The sequence below is a fragment of the Paenibacillus sp. sgz302191 genome (assembly GCF_057749925.1).
The window spans coordinates 235878-260134 of record NZ_JBYLHY010000004.1 but is presented as its reverse complement, the minus strand read 5'-3'; the positions used below and the strand labels follow the sequence as shown (position 1 = coordinate 260134).

The following is a 24257-nucleotide window of genomic DNA, read 5'->3' as shown; positions in this document are numbered from 1 at the left end:
CTGCATTTTTATTGTTATTATTTTGTTGACAAGGAAACAAAATAGCAATACAATAAATTTGTTTCCAAGGAATCAAAATCATAACTTTTGAGGGGAGAATTTAAATGTCCATATCTAGATCACACAATGAACAGAACACAGAACAAACCGTAGATAAACACGCTTTAATCTTCGGTCTTATCTCTGTGTTTCTTTGCGGAATAGGCTTCAGTATCATAACACCTGTCGTCCCATTCTTAGTGCAGCCTTACACAAGCAATCCGGGAGAACAAGCTATAGTTGTTACGCTGCTGACCTCTGTTTATGCAGTCTGCGTGTTTTTTGCGGCTCCTGTACTTGGAGCTTTGAGCGACAAATATGGCCGTCGTCCATTGCTCTTAGTATGCCTTTTGGGTTCTGCAATCGGGTACTTCGTTTTTGGCATAGGAGGAGCGCTATGGGTACTATTTGCCGGGCGCATAATAGAAGGTATAACAGGCGGGAGCATAAGCACTATCTTCGCATATTTTGCAGACATCATCCCTCCGGAACAGAGAACCAAATACTTTGGATGGGTGAGTGCGGTTGTAGGTGTAGGCACCGTCATTGGCCCAACTCTAGGCGGATTACTTGCCAAGTTTGGTTATTCTGCGCCCATGTATTTCGGAGCAATCATAACTTTATTGAACGTTGTTTATGGAATCTTATATATGCCTGAGAGCCTTGACAAGAACAATAGACTGAAAGAGATTGCCTTTGTAAGACTGAATCCATTTACACAGCTTGCAAACGTACTTTCCGTGAAAAACTTAAAAAGGCTGCTTGTCTCAGCGTTCTTACTTTGGATACCTAACGGATCTTTACAGGCGGTTTTTTCACAATTTACAATGGATACTTTCAGTTGGAAGCCTGCACTAATCGGACTTATGTTTTCAATTATGGGCTTCCAAGACATCATTTCACAAGGTTTCATAATGCCAAAGCTTTTGATAAAACTTAGTGATAAACAGATAGCAATTCTTGGAATGGTTTCGGAGATTATAGGCTACAGTCTTATTGCAGCATCGGCTTTGTTCTCATTCTATCCTCTTTTTATCGCTGGAATGTTTATATTTGGTTTTGGCGATTCGATCTTTGGGCCTTCATTCAATGGGATGCTCTCCAGGTCTGTCGGTTCTAGTGAACAAGGAAGGATTCAAGGAGGCAGCCAATCTATTCAGGCTTTAGCAAGAATGATTGGGCCTATCATTGGAGGTCAAATCTATGTATCACTTGGTCATGCCGCACCCGCTTTTATGGGGATGATCCTTATAGCAGCAGCAATACTGGTTTTGTATAAGGGTACGCAGGCATATGAGGATGGTTAGCAGTAGAGTGCAATAATAGTCAGCCGCCTTTTCAGTTACAAGCGGCGGCTTGACCGACTAAGGCGGACTGTGGCAGTATGTATAGAGATAAAACAACGAATGGAGAAGTCAATACGATGTCAAACTTGCCCAATTGCCCGAAATGCAATTCAGAATACACATACGAGGACGGAAGCTTGCTGGTATGCCCGGAGTGTGCCCATGAGTGGACCTTAGAATCCGGTTCCGAAAATAGCGAAGACGAAAAAATCGTTAAAGATGCCAATGGCAATGTTTTGCACGATGGCGATTCGGTTACCGTCATTAAAGACCTGAAAGTAAAAGGAACGTCGTTGGTCGTCAAAATAGGCACCAAAGTAAAAAATATTCGTTTGATTGACGGCGACCATGATATTGACTGCAAAATTGACGGGTTCGGGGCAATGAAATTAAAATCGGAGTTTGTAAAAAAGATATAGCTTCGGCTTCTCGTTGAAGGGACTTCCTTAGGTTGCAGAACCTGGGAAAGTCCCTGCCCTCCACTTCAAAAACATGCTAGTCACAAAAAGCCCCTGCTTCTAAAAGCGAAGCCGGGGCTCTTTCATATAAAAAATCAATTACGCGCCAACAGCAGGCTTACGTTCTGAGATATAGCAGGCAATTCCTAAAATCAGCGCAAGTCCTACAAGCACGGCACCGACCCAAGGGAGGGAAGCGATGGACAGTTGGGTTATAACCGATCCTCCGATGAAAGCGCCTGTTGCATTTCCAAGGTTGCCGGCTGAATGACTGGCGGTAGAGGCTAATGCCGGCGCGGACTGGGCTAAGCTCATAATACGCACCTGCATCCCCGGGAATACGGCGAAGGAAGCGGCTCCCCAAAGGAAGATGGTCAATACCGCGGCAGCGGGGCTGTGAACGGTAAAAGTAAACATAGTAAGGAGGACGCATGTTATGAAGTAAATTCCAAGTATGGAAGGCATCAGTTTCCAGTCCGCCAGCTTGCCGCCGATCATGTTACCGGCGGTCACTCCGCAGCCGAACAGAACCAGGATCCAGGTGACGTTATGTTCGGTAAAACCGGTAATTTGCACAAGCAGCGGGGTAATGTAAGTAAATACGGCAAATAGGCCGGCATTGCCTAACGCAGTGATCAGCAGGAATACAAGAAGCTTGGGATTCGCAAGGGCGGAAATCTGCTGAACAATACCGGCGGACTTGTCTTGCCGGATTTGCGGTATGAAGATTAGTATGCCGACCAATGTCACGGCACCCATAACGCCAATCGTCCCGAACGAGGCGCGCCATCCCAAATGCTGGCCGATAAATGTCCCCAACGGGACACCGATAATATTTGCAATGGTGAGACCGGCCATCATGATAGATACGGCTCCGGCCCTTTTGTCCGGGGCGACAAGGCCGGAGGCAATAACGGCCCCGACTCCGAAGAAAGTCCCGTGAGTCAATGCCGTGATCACACGAGCCCCCATCAGAACGGCGTAGTTCGGGGCGAGCACGGAGAGTACATTTCCGAGGATAAATAAAACCATCAATAGACATAATAGTTTCTTTTGCGGAATTTTGTGGGTAAGCACCGTCAGAATTGGGGCTCCTACGGCTACTCCAAGCGCATACATCGTAATGAGCTGTCCTGCGGCCGAGATGCTGACATTCAAATCTTCGGCCACATTAGGCAAAAGACCCATGATGACAAATTCAGTCATTCCAATCGCAAAAGCTCCCATAGTTAAAGAGAGTAACGAGATGGGGAACGATTTTTTAGCAGTTTGTTTCATGATATTGCTTTGGGATAATTCCATGATGTTATTTTCACCTTTCCGCTTTGTTGGCTGAAGCTTTAAACAGCCCGTACCATATTATTTAACTTTCACAGCGAGTAATCAAGGTATTTTGTCGAAAGTTCCAAAAATCTTAACATGAACCGCGCATCCGTCTGCATAAAATGGAAAAAAGAAAAGACCCTCCTTTATATTAGGAAGGCCTTCAATTTATAACGATTCTTTAATGACGCGTTTGTAGAACAGCACCGACAAAAGCCCGAAGATGGAGTATAACGCCGTATACAGCAGCATGACGATCACCATCGGCGTCCATAGCTCGGTACCGAAGAAGAACCAGCCGGATTTGACGGCAAAATAGCTGTGGAGCAGTCCGACGATTAACGGTATGCCGAAGTTAAAGAGCTGCTTGATCTGAATGCCCCGGAGCAGATTTCCTTGGGTGAAACCGAGCTTCCGCAAGATGGTGTAGCTCGGTTTCTCTTCTTCTCCTTCGTCCATTTGTTTGAAGTACAGAATACAGCCCGAGGTAATCAGGAAGGTCAGCCCCAGGAATCCGACGATGAACATGATCAGCCCCATGGTGCCCTTCTGACTTGCAACGATTTCCGGCTGGGAGTAATAGCCCTGTTTGTCGCCGAAACCCAGTTCGTTAAAGATTTTGCTTGCTTTGTCAAGCAACGACGGATCGGCAATGTCGATACCGAAATAGACGGAGCTTTTCTTTTGAATATCCGGCTTCAAATCCCCGGCTAACCGCTCATAGACCGTACGATCCACAATCGCTGCCGGCACGCCGCCCGAAAAATACAAAGATACGACGGCGTCTTTTTTTACACCGATTAGTTTCTGCGCAATGGTTTGCGACTTCCCTTTAAGTTCAACCTGCCCTGTTGTCTTGATCGCCATAAATTGCATCAATGCGTCACTGGAACCGGTAAACAGCGTCTCTTCAGGAGTAACATCCGCGCCCGGAACCGTATCCTCGCTGACGACAGGGATGATCATCCTATCTCTGTCGGCTTCGGTCAGCTTCGATTCGGTGATCTGGGACATATCGGCATTCACCTGAATAACGTCCCGCCGGGTTGTCTTATACTCGATGAGCTCCTTGTCGAGCGCTTGGGTGAATTTCGCGGCATCATCAGCGGATAGGATGGAAAAATGGTTGGGCACGCTTTGCCGGGACAGCTTTTCCGCCGAATAGTAAGAAATAAAGCTAAGGGACAGCAATCCGATTGCAAGCGCCGAGACGGTTGTTATAATCGTCAGCAGCAGGGCGTTTGATTTCATTCGGAACATGATGGACGAAAGGGACAGCACATCGTTGAGCGATAAATAACCGCCTTTGCTTTTGCGGATCGCATTGAATATAAAGCTGACGGAACCCTTATAAAACAAATACGTTCCGATGATGACGGATCCCAGAATCAAGATCATGGCAAGGAACAACTGGTTCATATTTACGAAATCGCCGCGGAATAATCTGGTGGATACATAATACCCCAGCAAAACAAAGCCAATCCCGAGCAGTCCGATGAGCATTTCGAACAGGGACATTTGCTTGATTTTGTTCTCGGTGGTGGATACGGCGCGGAACAGCGACAAAATGCTCTGGTTCCTAATGAACATAAAATTCATCATCATAATAAGCAAATAGATGGCCGCAAATACGATGAGAGTCTGAATCATGGCGGCGGATGAAAAGTTTAGGGCTGCTCTGGCGTCCACGCCTATCACCTTGAATAAAATCATCAGGATGAGCCGCGAGGAGGAGAACCCGACGAAGATGCCGATCAGCATGGAACCAAAATACAGGATCAGGTTCTCGCTGCTCAGGATCCGGAATATTTTTCCCTTGGTCAATCCGATCAATTGAAACAGCCCGATCTCCTTGCTGCGCCGCTTGATGAAGATTTTGTTGGCATACAGCAGGAAAATGGCCACGATGGCAACAAGCAGCACCGACGCCGCGCCGAGAGCGGCAGCGCCTTTTATAGATCCCTTGTACTCGTCCATAGCCGGATCGTACTGCAGGGTGACAAAGGCGAAATAGAGCGCGACGCTAAAGATGAGCGCGAATACGTACAAATAATAATTTTTAAGATTCTTCTTCAAATTGCGGTAAATCAGGTCGGTAATGCTCATGCCTGGACACCGCCCAGTACGCCTTGCGTCTTGATAATGTCATTGAAGAAGGCTTGCCTGGATTCCTCGCCCTTGATCAGCTGCGTGTAAATCTGCCCGTCTTTGATAAAAACGACTCTGCTGCAATAGCTGGCCGCTACGGGATCATGCGTAACCATGACGATCGTTGCCGTTATCTTCCGATTGAGTTCGCTTAGCTTGTGCAGCAGATCGGAAGCGGATTTCGAGTCCAGCGCACCTGTCGGTTCATCTGCAAAAATGATGCCGGGCTCATGAATAAAAGCGCGGGCGGCCGATGTCCGTTGCTTCTGCCCGCCGGATATTTCATTCGGGTATTTGTCCTTGAGTTCATAGATACCGAGCTCTGTCGCTACGATTTGAAATTTCTGATCGGCTTCTTTCCTGGATACGTTCCTGATCGACAATGGCAGCAGCACGTTTTCTTTCACCGTCAGCGTATCCAGAAGATTATACTCCTGAAAAATAAAGCCGAGATGCCGCTTTCGGAATTCGGCAAGCTCCTTTTCTTTCATTCCCGTGAATTCCTTGCCTTCGATTTTGATGCTCCCGCGGCTGATATGATCAATCGAAGAGAGCACGTTCAGGAGAGTCGTTTTCCCTGAGCCGGATGCGCCCATAATGCTGACGAACTCGCCTTTTTCCACGCTAATGTCGATGCCTTTCAGCACTTCCTGTTTATTGAACTTGTTGCCGTAGCTTTTATAAATTTTATTTGCTTCCAAAATAGCCACTTCGATCACTCCTTCAGCTCATGCTCTCATCATACTCGAACAGGCCCGCCCTTTTCCTTCGATTCGCCGAACAAAGCGCAAAAGCATGTGACAATTTTGTCACATGCTTCTTACGTCTATAAAATCATTTTTTTTCGGAAAAGTTAGCGTGAAGGCGGTGCCTGTTTGAGGCTTGGAGTCCACATCGATGCGGATTAACAGGGAGTCGGCAGCTTTGCGTGTCAAATAGAGTCCCATTCCGGTTGCCGCGCTGTCCGTATGCACAGCCGTCGACGTAAATCCTTTGTCAAAAAGCCGCGGCAGGTCCTTCGGGTCGATACCGCGCCCGAAATCCTGAATGCGAAGCCTGACTTGCCCGTCCTTCAGCTCGCTTTCAATGATAATGTCGGAAGCGTCGCTGTATTTCACAGCATTCGTCAGCAGCTGTCTGACGATAAACCCCAGCCATTTCGCATCCGTGAGCACCTCCGGGATTTGCAGCGAGACGTCGAAGCCGATGCCTTTTTGCATACACCAGGATTGCAGCGCTTTGATCTCCTTGTAAATGATCGGTTCCAGCGCAGCCGTCTCGATGAATACATCATTTTTGATGAAAGGGATGCGTCTCTGATGCAGCTGCCGGTCAAGAAGAAGGTGAATGCGAAGCCATTCGTACATCAGCTGCGGCTTGAGCGTCTCGTCGTCCAGGCGCTCGATCATTAATTGCATCGTTGTGAGTGGCGTTTTCACTTCATGAATCCAGGACAGGAGCTCGTCCTTCTCTTGTTCAAGTTCGATCAGATGCAATGAGGATTCTTGCTTATACCGCTCGGTTTGCCGGGCGAGCATGTCCAGCGCCATATTTTCAAACGGACTTTCCGGATCGGCTATGGCGGCTAAATCGCAAGTTTCATCCCAAGATTCCAGGCTTTTATAAAACTTCGTTTCCTTATGGTACCTCACGAACAGAAACACCGTAAAAATAAGCGCCGAAAGGAAGACGATATAAAGGATCGGCAGGAACGGGAGGGACGTATCTACGGCGGCAATAAATAGAACGAGCAGTTGAAGAAACAGGAAGAGGACAATCCAGCTTAGCCGTTCCCTGACGTATTTTCCGATCATAAAAAAGCAGCCTCTTCCGCAGCCATATAGCCTTGTCCCACCTTCGTTTCGATAAAAGCGCCCAATCCGATGTTATCCAGCTTTTTGCGCAGACGGTTGACGTTCACGGTCAACGTATTGTCGCTGACAAAGTGCTCGTTGTCCCACAGGCTCTTAATGAGCTCTTCCCGGCTCACGATGCGATTTTTTTGTTCGATGAGTATTTTTAAAATGAGCATTTCATTCTTCGTCAATTCGAGCGAGCCGTTCTCATTGGCAATGGTGTTCTTGACATATTCAACGGCAGCCCCGCGCCAGGTTCTAAGCTCAATCCGTTCAGTGTTGTAATTGTATACACGGCGGAGGGTAGCCTGGATTTTGGCGATCAGCACCTCAAAGTGAAACGGCTTCTGAATAAAATCGTCTGCACCGAGCTGCATGGACATCACCATATCGGTCGGATGATCGCGCGAGGATAGAAAGATGATCGGCACATTGGAATGGGAGCGGATCATTCTGCACCAATGGAAGCCGTCAAACTTGGGCAGCTGAATATCAATAATGACGAGATCGGGCTTAATTTCAGTAAACTCATGGATCACTTTGCTGAAATCCCGGACTCCATGTACGTCATAGGTCCACTTCAGGAGCCGTTCCTTAACTTCATGAAACAAGGTTATATCGTCTTCAATCAGCATAATTTTGAACACTGGGAGTCACCACACTTTTTGTAATCGGCAGTTTATTCCCAGTGTATAGCAAAACTCAGGCAAGCGCTATCTTAGACCACAAATGTTACACCAGCGTCGAACCGCCGTCTACGACTACGATCTGTCCGGTGGAATATTTTTCGCGCATTAAGTACAGATACGCCTCGGCTGCGTCTTCCGGTTCTCCCACCCGGCCAACAGGGAGGGTTTTTCCGACGTTCTCATACATCGCGTTCCGGTCTTGTTCGGGAATGCCGTCCCACAGTTCCGTACGCATGAGCCCGAGACAAACGGCGTTGACGCGCAGCGGGCCGAGCTCGACGGCCAGCGCCCTGGTCAGTGCCTCAATAGCGCCGCATATGCTGGCCGCGACCGTCAAGCCTTTTTGCGGCCTGGCTCCGGCGGCGCCGGAAGTCAAAGTGATGGAGCCGCCCTGTCTCATGTTCTTACTGCCGTACTTAGCGGCCATGAATGCCCCCCAGTACCGCAGGTTGAAACACCGGCGCGCCGCGTCCACATCCATTGCGCTGAGGCTTTCGACTTGCAAGGATTCGCCGGCCGTGAAAACCAAGTGGTCGAATTCGCCGATTTGGTCGAATAATACGCGAATCTGATCCTCATTCGTGAGATCGGCCGCATGTCCTTCCGCGCCGTGGGGAAGACGCGAGATGGCCGCGTCAACTCTTTCTTTTCGGCTGGATACTACGACTACGGACGCCCCTTCCCGCGCTGCGGCTTCGGCTGTCGCGAATCCGACTCCTGACGTTCCTCCAAGGAGGATAACACGCTTGCCTTTCAATGTGCTGCTGCGTTCGTTCCGGTCTGGTTTTATCATACAATCTCCCTCGTTATTCGTTATGTTTTTCAGCTTTAGGCTTCGGCTCCGTTCCTCCTTCACTACGGGCGACAAGTCGATTATAATTTGAGTTGTAACTGACAAACAGGTCTGCATTTATAGTATTATTCGGGATACTGCTATAAATTCTATTACGATGGGAGAGGTGAGGTGGCATCGTTATGAATAATGAAAGAAGACGAAAAGAACTGGCCGATTTCCTCCGAACCCGCCGCGAACGTTTATCTCCGCATGAGGCGGGACTGCAGGCTGGAGCCTCGCGCCGCCGTACGCCTGGCTTAAGGCGGGAGGAAGTGGCAAGCTTATCGGGCATTTCCTTGCCCTGGTACACCGCACTGGAGCAGGGGCGGGATATTCAAGTGTCGGAGCAAGTGCTGGAGAGTCTGGTCCGGGCACTTCGGCTCAGCAACGACGAACGCAACCATCTTTTCGTTCTGGCGAACCCTTCTCTGCTTCCGAATGCAGCGGCTGACGAATCCGTTCCTCCGGCTCTGCAGCAGATTCTCGACAGGTTGGGAACCTACCCGGCCTATGTCATCGACAAACGCTGGAACGTTTCCGCATGGAACCAAATGGCAAGCACTTTATGCGGGGACTTTCAACAACTAGAAGAAATCGAGAAAAATATGCTTTGGCGCGTCTTCGTGCTGGAGAAAAATAAAGCTCGCATCGCCAACTGGGATAATGTCGCAACCCTGCTGCTGGCCCATTTCAGAAGCCGGTATGCCTTGCACATGAACGATCTGTGGTATCAGGAATTGGTTAGCAAGCTGTGCGAGAGCAGCGAGGAATTCAGGGAGTGGTGGGGACGGCATGACGTTTCCGGGAATTCGGAAGGAGAACAAGTGGTGCTTCATCCCGAAGCAGGCCGGCTGACATTTCGCTACAATACTTTTGCCGTCTCTGAAAGTGGCGACTTCGTGATGAGGGTATACACGCCAATCGAAAACACCGGAACTAACGAACAATTAGAAGGTTTATTGTAAAAATGAGGGCTTTCCCGCCAAAAGGGAAAGCCCCTTTCGCATAGGTTCTCGGCGGAAGGGGCGATACTCGGTTAGGGCTATGGGAAACAGCGAGCCCCTAACTTGAGGGACAGCCGCTTTTTCTGGGCGCGCACCTATCCTTGTGAGGTCGCGGAACTGAACAAAATGAGCAGGAGACATCGCGGTAGGAAAAAAGCCTGCAAAAGTGCAGGGATTTTCTCTGGAATTGGCTTATTTTGGCGAAAAGCCTGCAAAAGTGCAGGGATTTTCGCTGAAAGTAAACCTGAACCCATGTTCCCGCTGAAAAGCCCGCACAATTGCAGGAATTGTTCGTAGCCAGCGACCAAGGACGCAAATTCATGTATTTTTGCAGGTTTTCTTCGTTGCAGCCAGGCAGTTTGTGGTTATCGCCTTTGATGCGGGGGTTTTTGGGCAGCCTGATTTTTGCAGGCTTTTCGCCAAAATGAACCCTGCTAACGGAAAAAAACCTGCCCTTTATACGAAAATAGACTCAGTAGACCTGAATTATTTTCATTCCGTGGGGTGACGTCCACGGCGTCATGGGGGGCGCAGGTTTTCCCCATGCGCGTAGCTCCCAGTGCACGCTGTATGACCGCGGTCAGTCGACCGACCACACGCGGCCAAGTAAATGTGTCCGCTCAAGCGGCCGAGTTTTGCTTCCAAACTTTATTTGAAATCGTACCCTTGCTGCTCCAGCATCCGTTTCACATCCGGATAATAAATCCGGTTATAGATGGAGGATACGGTTTGGCTCCAGTTTCTGGTTTCTTTTCCATTCGTGCGCTTCTCCATGTAAGCGGAAATCGTCTGATCATATTCATGAATCAGATCCTTCAAGTTCGTGTCGTACCGCTCTTTATGCCAGACTGCCGCTTGCGGCAGACGCGGTTTTTTGGCGGAATGATCGGCAGGGTGTCCGACGACAAGCCCGCTTACGGGGAAAACGTACTCGGGAAGCCCCAGCAGCTCGATCAGCTCCAGCGGCTGCCTTCTCACGCCTCCGATCGGCACAATGCCAAGGCCTAGCGATTCGGCGACGGCAATCGCATTGCCCATTGCCAGACCGACATCCGTCGCTCCTACTAAAATGGATTCCACGCCTTCGGTAATAGCCAGTTGTTCGCCGTTCAATTCCGCCGCGATCTTGGCCCTGTAATAATCCGTGCAAAACACCAGGAACACAGGCGCTTGCGCGATCCAGGCTTGATTGCCGGCCAATTCGGCGATTTTTTCTTTTGTAGCCCGATCCTGGATGCTGATGACAGACACCTGCTGTCCGTTGATGGAGGACGGGGCTGCCTGCACGGAGTCTATAATGAGTTTTAAATCCTGCTCGCTGACCGGTTGATCGGTGTAACTGCGAATGGAGCGGTGATTCGTTAAGGTTTCGTATACGTTGTTCATTGGGTTATCTTCCTTTCAATTCAGTATTATCGATCATCAATAAATGACCAGATTTAATAGTTGATTTTTGCAAATATTTGTTCGAGAGAACCTCTCCCAATCAGGAAGGAGGCTCCTTTAAGCTTTGGCCGCTGCGAATCGCATCGCTGAGCAGTTTCATCGTTTCGAAGGTCTGCTCATGTTTTTTTGCCGGTATGTGCTTGAAAAGATTTTGCAGACACGCTTCCACCGCCGCGGCGATTTGCTGCTGCTCCTGCTCGCCCTTAGGTGTCAAGGACAATACCACGTACCGCCGATCGTTCGAATCGGGTATCCGTGCGACCAGTTCCAGTTCCACTAGCTGCTGCACTTGTCTGCTGAGCGAACTGGTGTCCGTCGCAAGCAATTGGGCGAGATCGTTGAGCGAAATGTTGGGCCGTTTGCTTAACTCATACAAAATATGGCTATGAGCGACCGAAATGCCGCAGCCTTGCGCGCCGTCTTTTTGCAGGGACCCGAATGTGCGAACCAACTGCTGCAAAGTTTCTCTGACTTGGACATATGGAGAGCCAGCGTTCATCGTTATCACCCAAACGCATGATATCATACAATAGTTGATATTTGCAATTAATTAAATTCAGCCAGTTCATACCAAATGGCCGTTCGCATTGCTCAAATCGCTTCGCATCATTGGTTGACTTGCGAGTACCCGCTTTGACAAAATCGGACTCGGGGTCCTCGATATTATATCCATAAATTTCGTCCCGGTATGCAAAGACGGCGTCCAAATCGTTCGAACCTTTTGCAGAACGGCCGATTTTGCCGTCCGGTCAACTAAGGATCGCGGGGTGTCGGCCGAATAAAGCCGGGGGATTACAAATTCTTTGTAATTTCGAGCTATTTCAACCCGGGATTCTATTTCCGCAATATGGTACTTTAGTAGTTATTATGATAGTATGAAATTGTTGCAATTTGTTAAATTTTGCTGATAATTGGAGTGATTAGCGTGGCGTTAATCGATAGAGTCAAGTACGACGGAGCGGCGGACGGAAACTGGTTGGCATACAAATATCCCAGTGAAGATTTGTCTCTTGGCGCACAGCTTGTTGTCGGCGAGGGACAGCTTGCCATTTTCGTCAAAGAGGGCAAAGCTTTGGACGTATTCGGGCCCGGTACCCATACCTTGTCAACGGGAAATATCCCTTTGCTGGACAAGTTGATTAACTTGCCGTTCGGCAGCGAAACTCCTTTTACGGCCGAAGTTTATTATATTAATACAACATTGAATATGAACCTGAAGTGGGGAACCGAGTCGCCGATTCAGATCGTGGATCCGGTGTATCGAGTCAGGATTAATACAAGGGCGAACGGGCAGTACACGATAAGAGTGGATGACTACAGCATTCTGCTGACCCAGCTCATAGGGACGCAAAGAGGCGGAACGACAATAACCGTCCAACATGTACTTTCTAGCTTCAAAGGCATCATCCTGAATAGCGTCGACACGATTCTGGCCCAATACATCATCGAGAAACAAGTATCCGTCCTGGATATCCGCACCAAACAAAGGGAAATCGCGCAGCTTTGCATGGAAGATATGAAAGAGGGATTTTCCACATTCGGCATAGAGTTGGTTAACTTTTTCGTCAACTCTATTAATTTTCCGGACGAAGACATGGAGGTTATCAACGGAATTCTCCAGCGCAAAGCGGAATTCGACATTCTTGGAGATGCCAGATATGCAACGGAAAAACAATTCGAGATCATGAACAATTTTGCCCAAAATGAAGGCACTTCGGCAATGGCTAATGCCGGTCTCGGATTAGGCCTGGGGCTTGGCATGATGGGGCAAGTCGGAAACGTGATGTCGGGTAAATCGAACAACACACTTCGACAGCCGGTGCCGGCGCCTGCGCCTGCGGGACGCGTTCCGTGCAAGCATTGCAGCGCCGTTAACGCGGCGGATGCCAAATTTTGCGCGGAATGCGGCCAAAAAACGCAATCGGCCAAGCAATGTCCGCAATGCAGCGCGGAGAACAAGGAGAACGCCAAATTTTGTTCGGAATGCGGTACAGCCATCGGCACCATTTCCTGCCCGCAGTGCAATCAGGAACTGAAGGCCGGGGCAAAATTTTGCCATGAATGCGGCACATCTCTAGGATAGGGAGTGGATGGACTTGAGTAAGGACCGGTATTTTAAAATACTTGCGAGCGCCGTTGCCGCCTGTGTGCTGCTTCTCATGTTGTTCCTTATTTTTGTCGCAGGGCTGGCGCTCCATTCATTTGCCTCTTTTTGCGTACTGCTCGTTGTCATGTTGATAGGGGCCGCCGAAGTCGTCAGCATCTATCATGTTTTTATGTCGAAAAGATCCTCCTCCGTATTACTTCCCCATAAACTGGCGTTATTTACGGCAACCCAATTGTTTGCTGTCGTTGAGCTCGTCCTGATTGGAATATATATGAGATCCGCTCCGGCAGCGGGCCAAGCGGAGATAGGCGCCAGCTATATTTTGCAGACGTTGCTAGGGGTCGTCTTGTATATTGTGGTGTATGCATCGATCCTGTTTTGGGGCAATCTCGGCAAAAAAGATGCGGATAGCCAAGCGGAACAGAAGGCCGGCACCCGGAATGTCGCGGCAGCTTTGTCCGATATTATTGTTTCGTATAACCAACTGGCCGGGCAGTATCAAAGTCTCGATTTCAGCAAAACCAAACTATTGTTCGATAAGCTGGCTGTCAAATCAAGGGCGTTCGGCGTTTTGGGGCGAGGCGGCCAGGCTGACGCAGAGTGGGACCTGGTTTATTCATGCGAGGAATTGAAGGGGCAGCTTGACCAATATCGGAATCAGGAAAACATTCAACAGGAACATGTAAATGAAATACATCGGAAGACTTCTCAAATCTTGCAAGCGATCCAGGCGCTGGACAGAGCCGGAATTCAGTAGGAGGCAGCTATGGCGAAAATTTTAGTGAATACGTGTCCCAACTGCGGGGCGAACCTGCCGGCGGATTTGAACCAGGTATGCGAATTTTGCGGTACCGCGTATATTCCCAAAACGCTTGCATCCTTGGCGAGGATGGACAGCCAGACCAAACACAAGTACATTACCTCTTACAAGCAAATTCTCGAGGATAACAAGGGGAATATCCCCGTCGCCGTTTCCCTGGCTATGTGCCATATCGATGCGCAAAATTACGAGTTTTCATTTGACATTTTGAAAAAACTGGCCGAGAACGACTGTACGGACCCCAATGTGTTCTATTATATGGCGCTCGCCATGCTTGAGGGGAAAAAACCGCGTGTACTCCGCATGGACCAAGTCCGCAAGGTGGAGTCGTATTTAAACAGCGCCCAAGTGCTGTCCAGCGGCAACGGCTTGTACTACATTTTGCAGGCGGTCATCAAGAGAGATTATTACGAGTATTACTTGTTCAACATGCATCAAGGGGATAGCAGCAAGCTGCTGCTTGAGAAAGCGAACAATTTCAAGCTGGATGCGGAAGAGGTACACCAGATTTTGAAAATCGTCAAGCTGGACGAAAGCGATAGAAATTACTTTGATTCCGTGTTGGCACTTTAGACGAAAGGTGATTCTATGAGCACATTGAAAAATTTGTCGGAGGTTTCTTTCGACGAGCTCCCTTTGACCGAAAAGCTGGCGTATTTGAAGCATGGTTTGACGACAGATGTCCCTGCATTTCATCAAACGGAGCCCGTTTTGAAGAAAAACCGGCTTTTTGATAGTTTGGCCAACAGACCGGTTAGATGCTGGATACTGACAGCTTTGATCTTAAGCGTATTGATTTGGGCGCTCAAGTTGGTTAACAGCATTTCCGATATAGTCGCCATTCTTCTATGGGGCGTCGTGTTTCTGCTGCTGGTCGTCTATTTTATTTGCAAGAAAAAAGTCGACGGTTTGTTTATTCGCTGGAATGACAAGATTATGAAGAAATTCAATCTGGAGTATGAAAGTAAGCTTGAAGCCTACCAAGCCGATCTTGCCAAGCATCAAGAAGAATTGGGCGAGTACAACGCCAGGGAGCTTACGTATGAGCAAGCTGCACGCACTGTAGAGCAGGCGATACATGCCCACGGCGTGAGATTTTGCCGGACGCTGCTGGGGGTCGACGAGACCGAACTAATCGCTCTTCATTACATCAAATCACCGAATCTTAAGAAAGCCTCGAGAAAATACGGCGATCATGAGGTGTATGCATCTTTTCAGGTACAGTACATTTGCATGACGGACACCGAGCTTTACGAGATGAATGGGGAAATCGAATTGTTTAGCGAAGAATTTACCGATTACAGCACATCGAGAATCCTGTATTCGAAAATCAAAAACTCGGATGAAAGACATAACAACTACAATTGTCTGAACTTTTTTGCCGTTACAACCAGCAATAACGATGGCAGCGAAAGTGACGTGATGTACATTCCTTCAGGCAACCTCAGACCCCAGGTTAACTACTATATTCAATCGGTCACTTGGGCTGCATTGAGCAAAGCCGCCCCGGGGTATAACCAAATTCAAACTGCACGAAGCACTGCTAGCCGTTATACCAAAACTCCGCTATCTTACGATCAGTTTGAAGAAGCGGTGAAAAATATGAAAAATCTCAAGTGCATCAACTACGAATCCAAAAAGGAAATGACGGAAACCGAGACCGACGTGGAAAATTTCAAAACCGTCAAACTGGTCGTAGAACGAGCCATCAACCGTAAAATGCGCGAGAGCACGATGTGATGAAAGTTAACAAAAGCGCCCTTTCTAAACCAGGAAGGGCGCTTTGTTTGTATGACTGACACCGCGTCCATGATGGAGGCGGGGCAGGCTGTTTCCGCGGTTATTCCTTTGCCTCGATGCGCGCAAGCTCCTTGTGAACGATGGGCGCGACCCGGGTGCCGAGCAGTTCGATGGCGCGCAAAACTTCGCGGTGCGGCATCGTGCCGACGTTCACATGCAGGAAGAAGCGCGTGACGCCCAAGTTTTTGCGCAGCAGAACGATCTTTTCCGCGACGAATTCGGGATCGCCGACATAGAGGGCGCCCTGAAGGCTGCGAGCGGCGTCAAAAGCGGCGCGGGTATAAGGCGGCCAGCCCCGCTCGCGGCCGATGACGTTCATTTGGGCCTGCGTCGACGGGAAAAATATATCGGCGGCTTGCTCGGTTGTTTCGCCGACAAACCCGTGCGAGTGCGTCGCAATCGCCAGCGTGTCGGGATTGTGCCCGGCCCGCGCAGCCGCTTCCTTGTAGAGAGCGACTAGCGGAGCGAATCTCTCGGGCAATCCGCCGATGATGGCGAATGCGATCGGAAGCCCCAGCATGCCTGCCCGGATCGCCGACTGCGGGTTCCCGCCGCTTGCAATCCATACCGGCAGCGGATTTTGAACGGAGCGCGGATAGACGCCGAGGTTATTGATGGCGGGACGATGCCCTCCGTGCCATGTGACCTTTTCCGAGGCTCTGATCGCCAGCAGCAGCTCCAGATTTTCTTCGAACAATTCATCGTAATCTTCCAGGCTGTATCCGAAAAGCGGAAAAGATTCAATGAATGACCCCCGGCCCGCCATAACTTCGGCCCGGCCATTCGAGATGCCGTCAAGGGTGGAAAAAGCTTGATAAACGCGAACCGGGTCGTCTGAGGACAACACGGTAACGGCGCTTGTGAGCCTGATCCGCTTGGTCATGGAAGCCGCTGCCGCCAATACGACAGCGGGCGAAGTGCCGGCGTAATCGGCTCGATGATGCTCCCCGATTCCATATACATCCAGGCCGACCTGATCGGCCAGGACGATTTCCTCAACCGCGTTGCGGAGCCGCTCGGCATGGCTGATCACTTTCCCAGTCACCGGGTCCGGCGTTGCCTCCAAAAATGTGCTGATCCCTATTTCCATATTCGTTGTCTGAACTGTCATTTCATTCTCCTCCTTCATTATTTCCAGTTTACTTATTTTTTTATCGTTTCTCAAGTTTAGTAAGCAAATATTGCTTCGATATTTTTCGACAACTTATTTTTACTGGTGGGATCCGTCTACATTCGCTCCGGGTTCATACGGCGCAAAATTAGCGGTTGAAGCAACGAAAAGAGCGTACTTTCTACAAATGTAGAACGTACGCTCTTTTTTCGATTTATATGTTTTTGGGTTTAGGGGAAGCGAAGCTTACCCTCTTATTTACTTTGGCGGCAGCCGATCATGAAGCGGCCTGGCAGCGCGAAAAACCTGCGAAAGCTGCAGGCTGTCCGGAAGTCCACACGCCAGAACCGGCCGCACAATCTGCCTGGCTATGGTGGCGCGAAAAAACCTGCAAAAGTACAGTTTTTGCTCGGTTGATGCGCTGACTTCGGCATATTCCTGCAAATGTGCAGGCTTATTGCCGAGAACATAGGATCTGGTTCATTTTCATCGAAAATTCCTGCACAATCGCAGGCTTTTCGTCAAAATGAACCATGTTTACGAAGAAAACCTGCACAATCGCAGGTTTTTTCCATGCCAAGCCGCCTTGCCCCCACTTCAGCTCCGCAACCCGTGCAGGAGAGGCGTGGGTCGGGGAAGAGTGGCTGTGCTCGCCGTGGCATCCGACTTCACCTGCTCGTTGACCGCACCGTAAGGCGCAGCGAAAAAGGGAAGGGGACTGCCTAGTGGCCGCCATCAGGCTGAACCCGGCGATATCTTCTTTATTTTGGACATTGAATATTTAATTTCTACCGTTTTTGAAAAGGCTTACATCAATTATGGTTATTACAATCGCCAGATGATTGGCGGATGGCAGAGGCTTTTCAGACGTGCAGGAGGGGAGTGAAAATTATGAATGATGCCGTGAGGCTCTAACGCGGTCCGGGCGGTTGGAACAATCAGAACAGTCGAAACAGTCCTGATTCTCAAAAATGGGGAGTGAGAACATGAACAAGCGAACCGGGAAAAATGTTTTTGCAAAAATGGCCGCTGCGTTGGCCGCATGTATGCTGGTTGCAGCGGGCCTGCCATTAACCGCACATGCCGGAGATACGTGGCCTTTTACGGGAGAAAGCGCCCAAGGTGCGAACCAGCCGAGCGTGCATGGCTATACCGGCAGTCACATTGCGAACTGGAGTCCGATAACCGATCCGGGGGCGCAAATGCTGCGGTCCCGCGTGCCCTTGCAGCCCCGCAACGCACCGTTTGCGGCAACACAAGCCAATCCGGGGTTGAACCCGGATGCAAAGCTGATCACCGTAGCGGGCGATTACGGAAATGCATTTATCGAGAACGCGGCGTATACGAATAAATTTGCGCAGTACCATTTTAACTTCTGGCAATATGTCGATTATTATTCTTACTGGCACGGCACCGCCACCGCTTATACGCCTCCCGCCTACTACGACGACTTGGCCCAGTCGGATTGGCAGCAAAAATGGTTCGAGTTCGGCATCCTGAATATCCCGAATCCGACCTACACCGATGCGGCGCACAAGAACGGCGTGCTGTCTCTGGCCTGTATTTTCTTTTCGAATAATGACCGCGGCCAACAAACGTATAAACAAATGCTCGTCAAAGATGCAAGCGGCAAATTCCCGGTGGCGGAAAAGCTGATTGAGATGGCCCGGTATTTCGGGTACGACGGCTATTTTTTCAACCAGGAAGAGCAAGGTCCTAACGTCGCAGCCGCGGATATTCCGGACTATATCGCTTTCAAGAAAGTGCTGCAAAAAAGCGGGCTGTATGTGCAGTGGTACGATTCCTTGAGTACCAGCGACGGCGCCAATACGTTTGCCAGAACGTTCAACGATAACAATATTTCATTTTTATACGATAAAGCTAAAAAAGAGCGGGTTGCAAATTCGTTTTTCTTCGATTATGGCGTGGGCAGCACCCAGATTAATAGCGCTACAAGCTATTTGAACGCTTTGAACGGCGCTTACGGGACAAATTATACGATTTACGACACGGGCTTTGCCGGTATAGAGGCTGGGGGGAACAGGTGGAGCGCTGCGAACGGCGCGCAATTGAGCAGCAAGCTGAGCAACGGGGTGCCGCGTTTGAGCATCGCGACATTGGGGGCGGATTTTGTGCATGCCGGCCTTGACGAAGACATGGGCCTTGCATGGCCGAGCAGACACAGAGCGGAAAACGACTACCAGTGGATGACGACGGTGCGCGAACAGCTTTGGTGGTCCGGCCCTAACCTGAACCCCAAAAATACAACGAAACCTTCGGCGAATACAGTGAGCGACGTCTATGCCGACAACAGAAACTGGCCGGGGATCGCGTCGGTTATGGCCGAACGGTCCGTCATCGGCGGCACGAATTTTTACACGGATTTCAATACGGGTCACGGGCTGTCCTATTATGTAAACGGGGCGGTCTCCAGTGACAGCGAATGGTCGAACATGGGCCTGCAGGACATTCCGATTACATGGCAATGGTGGCAGGACACGGCGGGCGGCAGGCTTACCGTCGATTACGACTACGGTCCAAAATACAAGTTTGCCGGCGCCAACAATCGCTTCAAATATGGGCAAATCGGCGGGTTCAGGGGCGGCAGCTCGCTCGTAGTCAACGGCAGCCTGAACGCCGAAAATTTCCTGCGCTTGTACAAGACGAATTTGAACGTCAACGCAAATTCCAAACTGTCCGTCACGTATAGCAAACCGTCAGCCGACGATTCATCGGCCATGAAGGTCGGTTTGATTATGGCGGACAATCCGAACACTGTCGTCAAGATCGCTGTTCCGGATACGGGCAAGCATACGAACGGCTGGGTCACGAAGGAATTGGATCTGAGCCCGTATGCCGGCAAATCCATCGCCGCGTTCGGTCTGGTTTTCGATCCGGGGGCGGGAACGGTTGCGAACTATCAGATGAATATCGGGCACATCGGAATTTCCGACGGTTCCGCAGCGAAGCCGGCGGCGCCGACAGGCCTGGCGATCACCGGGCTGTTCGCGGACACGGGTGAAATGTATGTGAAATGGAACCTGGATACCGATTATGCCAAAGTCAAGCAGTACAATGTCTATGTAAACGACGTTTATGTCGGCGGGAAATACGACGAAGGTTTTTATATCAAAAAACTGCCCGCCAAGTCGGGAACGGTCAAGGTCGTCCCGGTCGGCGCAGACGGCAAGGAAGGCGCTGCCGCTACGGCAGCTTACGATCTGAACGCCGCTGTCTCCGGCATTCATGCGGACTCCAAGGCAAATGGCGAATTTGCCGTGTCCTGGACCAATCCCGCGGGGGCCGCCGGGGATATCCGGGTAAGCGTCAAATCGTTGAACTGGATTACGACTCCCGCGCCTGTGGCCAAACAAACGGTAGTCCCCGTAGGTTCGACTTCGGCGGTATTTGCCAATATGCCCGTGAACGGCGACGATTACGTGGTCACGATCACGGCGGGGAGCACCAATCCGATATCGCTCAGCGGCCGTTTTATCGATGTCATTGCCGAACCGTACGCCGAGGCCTGGTCGTGGAGCGGGAATACGCTCAAGCTGCCGATGCCTAACACGAGAGATTGGCGGTATTTGTACGTCTATGAGAACGGTATTGCAAAATCTTTTGCCACGACGTACAGCTCGGGCAGCAAGCCGATGATCGTCCGGGGCCGCTCGACCAAAGCAAGCCTGAGCTTTACTTCGACAGCCTCAAACGTCTACGTCGTATTGGAGGACTATGCCGGGAACAAATCGGCGCGGGTATATCTTAGGCAGTAGCTTGACCGGTTTAAAATAGCTGCAAAAGCATGCTCACCGTACTCAGGCGTCTGATCTTTGCTAATTTGGCGAAGCGCAGACGCCTGCTCTAACTTTCATGATATACTCATATCAGCAATAGGGGGCGATTGACGATGAAATGGACCCTTTACCATAGATATTTAAAAAACAACGCGTTTACGAAATTCATCCTTTTGTTCTCCGTCATCGCTATTGCAACGATCATTATGTGCTCTTATCTCGTATTTAAGCTCATTTCGCAATCGGCCGTCGAGCGGCAGCTGGAAGTGCAGAAACGGGCCGTTGAAAGCGTAAACAATTATATGGAGCAAAAGTACGAGTCCGTACAGGCGATCGTGCGAAATATATACAGAGATGACGGGCTGGCGGCAAACACCGCGTATTTGTTGGAGCATCCTTATCAGGACTATATCGGATACAGAATGGACCGGTTTTTCAACGAAAGCAAATCGGCCTCCGAGGCGGTCAAATATTTTCGAAATCAGATGGAAGACGACCCCGATATTATGAGCCTTGTGCTGTACAGCGCCAACGAGCAGGTCATGTACGTTTATCACAAGAACGGGCAATTCCGGATTATACCTGCAAGCGCGGCCCATTCGTATGTGCCCGACGCCATGTATTTGGGAGAAGGCGGTCAAGTATCGCTCCCTAACATCTGGGTGCGCAAAAGCATCGGCTTGCCCCAAAGTCCCATGTTCACCGTACGCACGCCGATCAACAACAAGTTCTCGCTGCGGAATGCCGGCCAACTGCTCGTTTTTTACGATTCCGGCGCAGTTTGGAACAGCATTGCTAATTACAAAGACGACTACAAGGGCGCCATCATGGTGCTTTCGGCGAACAGCGACGTCATGTTCGACACTTCCGGCGAGCGGTACGGACAAACGTATGCCCCAAGCGAGCGGGACGGCATGATGATTACCCCGCGGACCCACAGCCAGGGCGGCTTCACCGTCGTCAGTATCGTGCCCGGCACGGAACTGGCTGCGACATATCGGGGGGCGCGCAACGCGATTATCATGATCGGCTTGGCATGCATCTTGTTTGCAGTGCTGTTTCCATCCCTGTTTTTAAGCAGCTTTGCCAAACGGACGCATAACATTATTCGCTTTACAAGAAAGGTGAAGAACGGAGATTTTACAGCCAGAATCGCGGTTTCGAAGGAAGACGAGCTCGGACAAATTTCCCGGAGCTTCAACGATATGCTTGAGGAGTTGAATTCATACATCGATCGGGTGTACAAGGCTGAAATCAAGCAAAAACATACGGAAATTGCCGCGCTGGAAGCCAGAGTCAATCCTCATTTTCTTTACAACACACTGGAGGTCATCCGCATGCGGGCCATCTCCCAGGGAGCCGCGGATGTAGGCGAGATGATCTACAGCCTGTCCGCCCTGTTCAAAAGCTACGCCCGGCCCAAGCCCGTGTATACGTTAAAGGACGAACTGGAGGCATGCCGTCTGTACCTGGAGTTGTTTCGAATCCGCTACAGGGACAAATTTTCGTATAAGCTGCATTGCGGCAAGGAGCTGGAGAAGCGCAAGATGCTCAAGATGTCGCTGCAGCCGATTGTGGAGAACTACATTTTGCATGGCATGAACCCGGAGCGGACCGACAACCGCATTCAGATTTCGGTGACGAAGGAAGAGGGCCATATTCGCATCCTGATTGAAGACAACGGGCGGGGAATTTCGCCGGAGCGGATGGAGAGACTGGCGCAGGAGCTGGAAAATCCCGAAGGGATGACATCGTTCGGGCTGCGCAGCATTCACGAGCGGCTGAGGCTGCTGTACGGCAGCCCGCACGGCATTGAAGTACATAGCGAGTTGGGGGAAGGAACTGTCGTAACCGTATTGTTCCCGGATCCGGGTGAGGAGGCGCCAGACTATGTATAACGTATTTATTGTGGACGACGAGCCTTTCATTATTGAGGGGTTGTACGATATCATCGATTGGGACGAGGTTGGGCTGGCCATTGTCGGACAGGCGCAGAACGGACAAGAAGCGCTCAAGAAGCTGGAGAGCGTGCCCGTCGATCTTTTGATAACGGATATCTCGATGCCGATCATGAACGGTTTGGATCTGATCCGGTCCGCGCGCGGGCTGCTGCCTGAGCTTAAGGCGGTTGTTTTGAGCGGGTATGACGAATTTGCTTATGTGAAAGAAGGGCTGTCTCTCGGGATTGAGAACTATTTGCTGAAGCCGATTAATTTGCAGGAATTCCGGGATACGCTCGGTGCGGTCGTGGAAAAGCTGAATATTTCGCGGACGGAACATAAGCCGAGCCCGTACAGCGAGGAGATCATGAGGGACCATGTCGTACACCGCTGGCTAGGCAATCAGATCGGCCCGGAGGAGCTGGCTGAACGCGCAGAGCTGCTGAATCTGCCCATCGGCAAGGCGTTCGTGCAGGCGGCGGTTTTACGCCCGGAGCAGCCCGGCGGCGCTTGCCCGGAAACCGTCCGGGGATGGATGCGGGACCGCCATCGGCCGGTCATCTTTCAGGATTTGGACGGCGATATCGTGCTGCTGCAGGGTGGAGACAATGCCTCGGAATTAGCTGCCGCGACGGAAGAAACGCTGGGCCTGCTGATGCAGGCGCTGCCCCCGGCAAGCGGGCTGCGTCTGTCGGCAGGCAGCGTGGAGGAGGGCGCAGCCGGGGCATCGCACAGCTACAGGCAAGCGAAGCGGACGCAGGAATATTTCATGATGCACCCGGAACGCAGCATGCTTCGTTTCGCGGAACTGAAGCTCTATCAGAGCGATATGGAGTCTGATCTTTCTTTTGACTGGAACGAATTCGCCAAGCTTGTTATGACCAAAGACAAGGAAGGAATGCTGGCGGGCATCGAAGCGTTCGTGCGGAGGATGGGAGCGCGGCCCGGAATATCCCCCGACTCGCTGCGGGATGCGGCGGTGGAATGGATGATTTTGCTGAACTTGCAGGTGAAGGAAATCCGCCATACGGCCGAGCCGGAATTTTACAGGAAGTGCGCTGCGAAAATAAGAAAATCGGGATCGATCGGAGAACTGGCCGAAGCGATGAAAGAAGCGGCGGCAGCGGCAATTGACCTGCTGGAGCGCGACATCAAAAGCCCGGTAGTTCAGCAGGTGATGAATGTTGTTCATAAATCGTACAGCGAGGGCTTGTCGCTCAAAAAACTGGGAGCGTTGTACAACATACACCCGGTATATCTCGGCCGGTTATTCAACAAGGAGGTCAACGAGTCCTTCACGGAATACTTGAACCGCTACCGGATTGAGAAAGCGAAGGAGCAGCTGCGTTCGACGCATCTGAAAGTCCATGAGATCGCCCGGAATGCCGGGTATTGGGAGATCGGATATTTTTATAAACAATTCAAAAAATACGTAGGCGTATCCCCTACGGAATATAAGGAGCTCCTTTAGCGTCTTCCGCTGGGGCTTTTTTGTTTATTTTATACAACGACTTATTTAGTTTGACTTCTATTTGAAA

The 24257-nt window shown here is 50.4% G+C and carries 19 protein-coding genes and 1 pseudogene; 11 read left to right on the top strand and 9 right to left on the bottom strand.

Features of this window, described 5'->3' with window-relative positions:
* Nucleotides 1–104 precede the first annotated feature (104 nt).
* A complete protein-coding gene (locus tag AC3G2T_RS07815; RefSeq protein WP_488435090.1) occupies nucleotides 105–1346 on the top strand; it encodes an MFS transporter in 1242 nt (413 codons plus the stop codon).
* A gap of 116 nt (nucleotides 1347–1462) precedes the next feature.
* Nucleotides 1463–1804 (top strand): zinc ribbon domain-containing protein YjdM, encoded by a 342-nt coding sequence (locus tag AC3G2T_RS07810; protein WP_474682553.1) that lies wholly within the window; start codon nucleotides 1463–1465, stop codon nucleotides 1802–1804.
* Nucleotides 1805–1942: 138 nt separating this feature from the next.
* On the opposite strand, the gene AC3G2T_RS07805 is transcribed toward AC3G2T_RS07810, so the two are convergent.
* From AC3G2T_RS07805 to AC3G2T_RS07780, 6 genes and pseudogenes are all read right to left on the bottom strand, one after another.
* A complete protein-coding gene (locus tag AC3G2T_RS07805; RefSeq protein WP_488435089.1) occupies nucleotides 1943–3145 on the bottom strand; it encodes an MFS transporter in 1203 nt (400 codons plus the stop codon).
* Between the two features lie 189 nt (nucleotides 3146–3334).
* A complete protein-coding gene (locus AC3G2T_RS07800) occupies nucleotides 3335–5272 on the bottom strand; it encodes an FtsX-like permease family protein (protein ID WP_488435088.1) in 1938 nt (645 codons plus the stop codon).
* Nucleotides 5226–6024 (bottom strand): annotated as a pseudogene (locus AC3G2T_RS07795) (ABC transporter ATP-binding protein). The gene AC3G2T_RS07800 and the pseudogene AC3G2T_RS07795 overlap by 47 nt, the downstream one beginning before the upstream one ends.
* A 99-nt stretch (nucleotides 6025–6123) precedes the next feature.
* On the bottom strand, nucleotides 6124–7128 hold the full coding sequence (locus AC3G2T_RS07790; RefSeq protein WP_488435087.1) for a sensor histidine kinase: 1005 nt from the start codon (nucleotides 7126–7128) through the stop codon (nucleotides 6124–6126).
* The gene (locus AC3G2T_RS07785; RefSeq protein WP_488435086.1) at nucleotides 7125–7817 is read right to left on the bottom strand and encodes a response regulator; all 693 of its coding nucleotides are present in this window, start codon (nucleotides 7815–7817) and stop codon (nucleotides 7125–7127) included. The genes AC3G2T_RS07790 and AC3G2T_RS07785 overlap by 4 nt, the downstream gene beginning before the upstream one ends.
* Nucleotides 7818–7902: 85 nt before the next feature.
* Nucleotides 7903–8652 (bottom strand): SDR family oxidoreductase, encoded by a 750-nt coding sequence (locus AC3G2T_RS07780; protein WP_488435085.1) that lies wholly within the window; start codon nucleotides 8650–8652, stop codon nucleotides 7903–7905.
* A 182-nt stretch (nucleotides 8653–8834) separates the two neighbouring features.
* Here AC3G2T_RS07780 and AC3G2T_RS07775 point away from each other — a divergent pair, with 182 nt between their 5' ends.
* Nucleotides 8835–9659, top strand: a complete 825-nt coding sequence (locus tag AC3G2T_RS07775) for a helix-turn-helix transcriptional regulator (RefSeq protein WP_488435084.1) — start codon at nucleotides 8835–8837, stop codon at nucleotides 9657–9659.
* Nucleotides 9660–10346: 687 nt separating this feature from the next.
* Here the strand turns inward: AC3G2T_RS07775 and AC3G2T_RS07770 are convergent.
* Nucleotides 10347–11084 (bottom strand): NADPH-dependent oxidoreductase, encoded by a 738-nt coding sequence (locus AC3G2T_RS07770; RefSeq protein ID WP_474682424.1) that lies wholly within the window; start codon nucleotides 11082–11084, stop codon nucleotides 10347–10349.
* Nucleotides 11085–11184: 100 nt separating this feature from the next.
* Nucleotides 11185–11643 carry a MarR family winged helix-turn-helix transcriptional regulator gene (locus AC3G2T_RS07765; protein ID WP_474682425.1) on the bottom strand — a complete coding sequence of 153 codons (459 nt, stop codon included), beginning with the start codon at nucleotides 11641–11643 and terminating at the stop codon, nucleotides 11185–11187.
* Between the two features lie 426 nt (nucleotides 11644–12069).
* On the opposite strand from AC3G2T_RS07765, the gene AC3G2T_RS07760 reads away from it, so the two are divergent.
* From AC3G2T_RS07760 to AC3G2T_RS07745, 4 genes are read left to right on the top strand one after another with little or no spacing between them, the layout of a single operon-like run.
* Nucleotides 12070–13227, top strand: coding sequence for an SPFH domain-containing protein (locus tag AC3G2T_RS07760; RefSeq protein ID WP_488435083.1), 1158 nt, complete (start codon nucleotides 12070–12072; stop codon nucleotides 13225–13227).
* Nucleotides 13228–13234: 7 nt separating this feature from the next.
* Complete coding sequence (locus tag AC3G2T_RS07755) at nucleotides 13235–14008, top strand: hypothetical protein (protein WP_488435082.1); 774 nt, start codon at nucleotides 13235–13237, stop codon at nucleotides 14006–14008.
* A 9-nt stretch (nucleotides 14009–14017) separates the two neighbouring features.
* The gene (locus AC3G2T_RS07750; protein WP_488435081.1) at nucleotides 14018–14644 is read left to right on the top strand and encodes a hypothetical protein; all 627 of its coding nucleotides are present in this window, start codon (nucleotides 14018–14020) and stop codon (nucleotides 14642–14644) included.
* A gap of 15 nt (nucleotides 14645–14659) precedes the next feature.
* Nucleotides 14660–15811 (top strand): hypothetical protein, encoded by a 1152-nt coding sequence (locus tag AC3G2T_RS07745; protein WP_488435080.1) that lies wholly within the window; start codon nucleotides 14660–14662, stop codon nucleotides 15809–15811.
* Between the two features lie 100 nt (nucleotides 15812–15911).
* Here AC3G2T_RS07745 and AC3G2T_RS07740 read toward each other — a convergent pair whose 3' ends face one another.
* Nucleotides 15912–16961 (bottom strand): LLM class flavin-dependent oxidoreductase, encoded by a 1050-nt coding sequence (locus tag AC3G2T_RS07740; RefSeq protein WP_488435163.1) that lies wholly within the window; start codon nucleotides 16959–16961, stop codon nucleotides 15912–15914.
* 176 nt (nucleotides 16962–17137) lie between these two features.
* Between AC3G2T_RS07740 and AC3G2T_RS07735 the strand changes: the two genes are divergently transcribed.
* From AC3G2T_RS07735 to AC3G2T_RS07720, 4 genes are all read left to right on the top strand, one after another.
* The gene (locus AC3G2T_RS07735) at nucleotides 17138–17407 is read left to right on the top strand and encodes a hypothetical protein (RefSeq protein ID WP_488435079.1); all 270 of its coding nucleotides are present in this window, start codon (nucleotides 17138–17140) and stop codon (nucleotides 17405–17407) included.
* Between the two features lie 561 nt (nucleotides 17408–17968).
* The gene (locus AC3G2T_RS07730; RefSeq protein WP_474682431.1) at nucleotides 17969–20758 is read left to right on the top strand and encodes an endo-beta-N-acetylglucosaminidase; all 2790 of its coding nucleotides are present in this window, start codon (nucleotides 17969–17971) and stop codon (nucleotides 20756–20758) included.
* 134 nt (nucleotides 20759–20892) lie between these two features.
* Nucleotides 20893–22677 carry a sensor histidine kinase gene (locus tag AC3G2T_RS07725; RefSeq protein ID WP_474682432.1) on the top strand — a complete coding sequence of 595 codons (1785 nt, stop codon included), beginning with the start codon at nucleotides 20893–20895 and terminating at the stop codon, nucleotides 22675–22677.
* The gene (locus tag AC3G2T_RS07720; protein WP_474682433.1) at nucleotides 22670–24190 is read left to right on the top strand and encodes a response regulator; all 1521 of its coding nucleotides are present in this window, start codon (nucleotides 22670–22672) and stop codon (nucleotides 24188–24190) included. Before AC3G2T_RS07725 ends, AC3G2T_RS07720 begins: the two co-directional genes overlap by 8 nt.
* Nucleotides 24191–24257: the final 67 nt, after the last annotated feature.